The sequence below is a fragment of the Vibrio sp. 2132-1 genome (assembly GCF_033344315.1).
In genome coordinates, this window is sequence record NZ_JAWPON010000276.1 from 1 (window position 1) to 743 (window position 743).

The 743-nt window shown below is 39.0% G+C and carries 1 protein-coding gene and 1 pseudogene; one reads left to right on the top strand and one right to left on the bottom strand.

Features of this window, described 5'->3' with window-relative positions; all coding sequences use genetic code 11:
* A pseudogene (locus tag R8N47_RS24895) lies at positions 1-433 on the top strand (hypothetical protein); the annotation flags it as partial.
* Between the two features lie 119 nt (positions 434-552).
* Here the strand turns inward: R8N47_RS24895 and R8N47_RS24900 are convergent.
* Positions 553-743, bottom strand: a 191-nt coding sequence (locus R8N47_RS24900) for a hypothetical protein (protein ID WP_318186068.1), incomplete at its 5' end; no start/stop codon positions are given.

A 743-nucleotide genomic window follows, 5' to 3' on the forward strand; every position in this document is an offset into this window, starting at 1 on the left:
TCTCGTGGCTGAAATTGGCAATTATATTTATCACCATGGAACTCAAGTCATTGGTCCTCATGGTGAAAGCATCGATTCCGATCTCAACTTACGCACTTACAATCCAAACTTGTATTGTGCTGATGTCGCCATCTGGTACGGCAGCCATGTCATTGCTGGTCAAGGAAACTATCAGGTCGACATCATCTCCGATCCTAACCCCTACGATCCGACTTACCTAATTGACTGCTACGAATACATTAGTAACCCCACGACCAGACAACAATCGTTAGCATTTGATCTGAGCTACTCGCCTTATGACGAACTACTTGATGGCGAGGTGTACAGCTACATTTTGCGTCCAAAGCCTGAACTGGCTGATCGCGTTGAAGAATTTAAAATCAATATGATTTATCACAGCCCAAAGCCGTTACGCTCAAGCAACAAAAAATAACCACTTAAAATACATAATGTTATTTTGACCATTAAATCACTAAAAACAAAAAGTGGAACCGTGATCAAAGTCTCATTTCCTTCCTCATCGACAAAAAACTCAAATAAATTTTACGGGTTTTATGCGGTTTTTCGTGTCTTGATTTCTCCTAACCAAAGTCCTAAAAGTGACTCATTTATAAGAAAGTAAACCTTAGTGTTAGTTTTAGTAATTGAAAATAAAAGATAACTAACCCTTGAAAAAGGAAGATTCAGAATGAACAAAATGAGTTTGCTAGCAGCGTCAGTGGCTATAGCACTTACTGGTTGTG